The 5,143-nt window shown below is 71.2% G+C and carries 4 protein-coding genes and 1 pseudogene; 3 read left to right on the top strand and 2 right to left on the bottom strand.

Translation table 11 applies throughout. The features are described from left to right. Nucleotides 1–1,885, bottom strand: a 1,885-nt coding sequence (locus CCN42_RS26180) for an AfsR/SARP family transcriptional regulator (RefSeq protein WP_211294800.1), incomplete at its 3' end; no start/stop codon positions are given. 432 nt (nucleotides 1,886–2,317) lie between these two features. Here CCN42_RS26180 and CCN42_RS43840 point away from each other — a divergent pair. Together CCN42_RS43840 and CCN42_RS26190 are read left to right on the top strand one after the other, a co-directional pair. Beyond that, nucleotides 2,318–2,710: a peptidase M23 gene (locus tag CCN42_RS43840; protein WP_211294801.1), complete on the top strand. Its 393-nt coding sequence runs from the start codon at nucleotides 2,318–2,320 to the stop codon at nucleotides 2,708–2,710. Nucleotides 2,711–2,939: 229 nt separating this feature from the next. Further along, complete coding sequence (locus CCN42_RS26190; protein ID WP_211294802.1) at nucleotides 2,940–3,854, top strand: transposase family protein; 915 nt, start codon at nucleotides 2,940–2,942, stop codon at nucleotides 3,852–3,854. Nucleotides 3,855–3,913: 59 nt separating this feature from the next. Here the strand turns inward: CCN42_RS26190 and CCN42_RS26195 are convergent. Then, nucleotides 3,914–4,370, bottom strand: a pseudogene (locus CCN42_RS26195) (IS5 family transposase); the annotation flags it as partial. A 154-nt stretch (nucleotides 4,371–4,524) separates the two neighbouring features. Between CCN42_RS26195 and CCN42_RS26200 the strand changes: the two are divergent. Next, a partial coding sequence (locus tag CCN42_RS26200; protein WP_143662011.1) for a leucine zipper domain-containing protein occupies nucleotides 4,525–5,143 on the top strand: 619 nt, incomplete at its 3' end.

Consider the following 5,143-nt stretch of genomic DNA (forward strand, 5'->3'; position numbering starts at 1 on the left):
GGATCCGGTACCGGATCCGGCCGGTGTCGTCGGCGCCGGTCACGTCGAGGAAGTGGCAGTCCGCCAGCCGCTCCACCGCCTCCTCCGCCTCGTCCACCGTGATGTCGAGCAGCGGCGCCGCGATCCAGGCGGGGAAGTCGGGCAGGTCCATCAAGGCCAGTCGGCGCAGCGCCCGCCGCTCCTGCTCGTCGAGATCGGCGTAGCCCAGTCCCAGGCTCGCCCGTACCTCCAGGTCCCCGGCCTGCAGTTCGTCCAGCCGTCTGCGTTCGTCGCGCAGCCGGGCGGCGAGGCGGGCCGGTGTCCAGTGCGGGCGGGCGGCGAGGCGGGCACCGGCGATGCGGACGGCGAGAGGAAGCTGACCGCACAGGGTGACGATCTCGGCGGCGTGCGCGGGCTCCGCGCCCGCCCGTCCGCCGCCGGCCACCCGGGCCAGGAGATCGAGCGCCTCCGCCTCGGAAGGGGCGGTCAGCTCCAGACGGTTCGCGCCTTCCAGGGCCACCAGGCGCCGACGGCTGGTGATCAGTACGGCCGAACAACCGCCCGACGGCAGCAGCGGCCGCAGGTGCGCCTCTCCCACGGCGTTGTCGAGGATGAGCAGGACCCTCCGGCGGGCCATGTGCGTGCGGTACAGACCCAGGAGGTCGTCCTCGTCGCAGGACAGTTCCTCGGGATCGACGCCGAGCGCCCGCAGCAGCCGGGCCAGCGCGTCGGCGGTCGGCAACGGCGCGGAGTCGGAGGCCCGCAGATCCAGGAACAGCCGGCCGTCCGGGAAGCGGGCGGACATACGGTGGCCGACGTGCACGGCCAGGGCGGTCTTGCCCATCCCGGATCGCCCGGAGATCACCCCGATGGCCGGGGCGGTCCGTGATCCGTCGGCGGCGTCCTCCAGCAGGGTCGTCGCCCAGGCGATCTGCTCGGCGCGGCCGACGAAGTCGGCGACGTCCGGCGGCAGGTGAGAGGGCGTGGGCCGGCCGGGGCGACCGGATTCCTCCCGCGGTCGCGTGGGCCCGGGCACGGGCGCGGCCTGCGCGGCGGAGGCGGTGTCACGGGACGCGCCGGGGCCCGCGGGAACGGGCCCGGCGCCGGCGGACGGGACCGGCGCGGGGGAGACGTGGACCGGGGGAGCCCCGGCGCCCAGCACCCCGGTGTCCGCGCGCAACAGGGCCTGATGCAGAGCGCGCAGCTCCGGCCCCGGGTCGATGCCCAGTTCCGCCCGGAACAGATCGCGTCCCTCCTCGTAGACCCGCAGCCCGTCCGGTACCCGCCCGGTCCGGAACAGCGCCGTCATCAGCTGCCCGCGCGGCCGTTCACGCAGTGGGTTGGCGGCCACGTGCGCGAGGAGTTCGGCGACCAGCTCCGCCCGGCAGCCGAGGGCCAGTTCGGCGGCGAACCGCTCCTCCTGTGCCGTCAGCCGGAGTTCCGCCAGACGCGCGGCCTCGATCCGGGCGAAGGACTGCCCCACCCCTTCCAGCGCCTCCGGTCCGCGCCACAACGCCAACGCGTCCCGCAGGACCTCGACGGCCTCCGCGGCCCCGCCCTCCGAGGTCATACGCCTGCCCAGCGCCAGAGCCTTCTCGAACCGGCGCGCGTCGACACGGGACGGGGGCAGCTCGGCGAGGTAACCGGGGGCACGGGTGCGGATCGTCTCCCCGGCGCCGGCCGTCGCCAGCGCGCGGCGCAGCCCGGACACATGCGAGGCGACCAGCGCCCGCGCGGTCGTCGGTGGCTGCTGCTCCCAGACCAGATCCACGAGGCGGTCCACGGAGACGACCTCGCCCAGGTGGACGACCAAGGCCGCCAGGATCGCCGTCGGTTTCGCGCCGTTCAGCGGAACTCTGCGGTGCCCGTCCCACACCTCGACGGGGCCCAGAAGGCACACGTCCATCGTCGTCCCCCGATTCGCGTCCCCGGTCCTCGGCACAGACGATACGGCGGACGCTCCCCGGGCATGCCGGAGAACGGATCGCCTTCCCGGAATGTGGCGATCCGTTGACGCAGGACAATGGCCAGAAGCGCGTGTGCTGTGGCCGGTTCTCCCCTCTGCCGGTCGCGAGCGTGATCGGGCCCGCAGGGGCCGGTGGGGAGACGGAACGGCAGAGCCTCCCGTATGACCGCCCTCGCTCGCGAATCTCGCCCCGCACCGGACTCATACGCCGTGCCCGAACGGCCAGTCACTTCCCCGACAGCGACAGCGACAGCGACAGCGGCAACCGGCCGGGAACGCCGCTCGCAGCAGTCGAGGACCCCCGACCACACCGGTCGGGAACGACGATCACCGGTCGGGAACACCGATCACGCACACCGGGAGGAAACCCTGATGCCCCAGCGAACCAGCCGCCTGCGTCGTACGGCCGTGGCCGCGGCCGCCGCGTGCGGCGCCGCGATCTCCATGCTCGGCGCCGCTCCCGCACAGGCCGCGAGCAACACCGTCGACGTCTACGTGTGGGCGACCGACGTCAACATGCGCAACTGCCCCAGCTTCTCCTGCGCGCCCTACAGCCACGTCAAACTCAGCCAGGTGACCGTGGACGCCCACTGCCAGGTCAAGGGCGACACCGTGGTCGACGGCCCCTACGCCAACAACTGGTGGGTACAGGTGACCGCCGGCGGCCCGCGCGGCTGGATCAGCGCGGTCTACGTCAGCACGGGCAACAACTGGGAGCCGATCCCCGGGGTCCCGACGCAACGGGAGGGGAACTGCGCTCCCTGAACACGGCGCGGCGGAGGGCCAGGCAGCCCTGGCCCTCGCGCCGGGCCTTCTTGGCGCGACCGGTAGGGCCTGTCGGGGGCGTCACGACATCGCCTGTGGCCGTGGCATAGGTCACGGCCACGACCAGGACCACGACTACAAGGGGTCTCTCCGTAGCCTTACGAGCTGGTGCGTGATAGCGGTTGAGGGGTGATCGCGCGAGGGTGGGATGATCCAGCCCGTGGTGATCATGGTCAACCGGGACATCCTCGCGCATCAGCTGTTCACCGGTATCTCCCGGCAGCATCTGGCTTGCTTGGTCGAGGAGTTGGCCGACCCGTGGCAGGCCGTGGTCGAGGGTCACCGTCACAAGGCACGCGGCGGGGCCAGGAAACGTGAGGCGGGGGCCGGTGCCGGGCATCGGCTGGTGTTCGTCGACCGGCTGGTCGTCACGCTGATCCACCTGCGGCACGATCTCCCGCACTCCGTCCTCGCCCTGTTGTCCGGTGTCGACCGTTCCACTGCCACCCGTGCGATCGGAGAGATACGCGGGCTCCTGGCTGAACGTGGATGTGCGGTCCCCGACCGTCCTGGCCTGCGGCTGCGGACCCTGGCGGATGTGTTCGCCTATGCCCAGGCCGAGGGCATCGAGCTGCGGCTGGACGCCACCGAGGTCCAGGTCTGCCGGCCCGCAGCCGGTCGCGGCGGACGACGCGCGTTCGTCTGGGGCAAGAAGAAGCAGAACACCATAAAGGCCACCATCATCGCCGACCACGAGGGCCACACACTCTGGACCGATGCTCTGCGACCAGGGCGGATGCACGATGCGACTGCCGCACGCAACGAAGGCATCGCCGTCTGCTTCCAGCACTTTCCGGAGGTGGAAGTGCTCCTGGACGACGGCTATCTCGGGCTCCGACGCGACCATCCTGGCCAAGCGGTCACACCGCCCAGAAAGCCGAACAAGATCGCCTTGCCGCACGTACATGCGGCCAGAGAAGAAGCCCGGCACCGACACTCATCGAAACGCATCACCGTCGAGCACGCACTCGCCGATCACAAACGCTGGAAGCAGCTGACCCGCTGGACCCACCGACGAGAGGTCCTACCCGCCACCTACCGGGCCATCGCCGGCCTCGTCTCCGACCGCACCGCCAACGCGTGACCACGACTCCGATCAGGCAAACACGACTCCATCGCTATCACGCACCAGCTCGTTACTGGTCATTTTAGAATGGTTCGGAGTCGTCGCAAGCAGATGATGCTGCAGGCGAGTTCGACCAGTCCGAGGTGGAGGTCGGCGCGTATCTCGTAGCGGGTCCGCAGGCGTTTGAAATTGGTGGAGCCGGGCGAAGGTGCGCTCGACGACCCACCTGGTCCTGCCCAGGCCGGATCCGTGGGCGGTGCCCTTGCGGGCGATCTTCGGCGTGATGCCGCGAGCACGGAGAAGTCGTCGGTGCTTGTCGTAGTTGTGACCGCGGTCGGCGAACAGCCGCCGCGGCCGGTGACGAGGCCGGCCCACCAGGCCGCGGATGCGGGGGATCACGTCCAGCAGGGGCATGAGCTGGGTGACGCCGTGACGGTTTCGGCTGGTCAGCGACTCCGCAAGCGGCGTTCCGTGCCGGTCGGTGATCAGGTGGTGCTTGCTGCCGAGGCGGCCACGTTCGACCGGCGAAGGTCCGGTGTGAGCCGCGTCTCAAGATCCACTTTCGATGAACGGCCTGGGTGTGTTGTCCCGGGACGTTGGTGACACGCGTGCTGGGTGCTTGAAAGGGTGAGGGCCTTCTGGGTTCGGTGTGGATTGCGAAGTCTGCACCGACGTCCAGGAGGCCCTCGTGTCCCACCGTAACGCCCCGCTGACCCCGACCGGCAGGCTGCGTCTGGCCCGGTGTGTCGTGGACGACGGATGGCCGCTGCGGCGGGCCGCGGAACGCTTCCAGGTCAGCCACACCACCGGTGCCCGCTGGGCGGGGCGCTACCGCCGGCACGGTGAGGCCGGGATGCGCGACCGCTCCAGCCGGCCCCTTCGTTCGCCGCGGCAGACCCCGGCCGCCGTGGAGGAACAGGTGGTGCGGCTGCGGCGTGAACACCGCATCGGACCGCTGCGGCTGGCCGCCCGGTGCGGCATTGCCGCCTCCACCGCCCACCGCATCCTCGTGCGGCACCATCTGCCCGCCCTGACCACGCTGGACCGGGCCACCGGGGAACCCGTGCGCCGCTACGAACGCGAACGGCCCGGCGAGCTGGTCCACATCGACGTCAAGAAGCTCGGCCGCATCCCCGACGGCGGCGGCCACAAGGTCCTCGGCCGGGCGGCCTCCAGCCCGAACAAGGACCGCCGCAACGGTGCGGGATATGCCTACCTGCACACCGCTCTGGACGACCACTCCCGCCTGTCCTACACCGAGGACCTGCCCGACGAGACGGCCGCCACCTGCGCCGGATTCCTCACCC

It is taken from the genome of Streptomyces glaucescens (assembly GCF_002154375.1).
GTDB lineage: Bacteria > Actinomycetota > Actinomycetes > Streptomycetales > Streptomycetaceae > Streptomyces > Streptomyces glaucescens.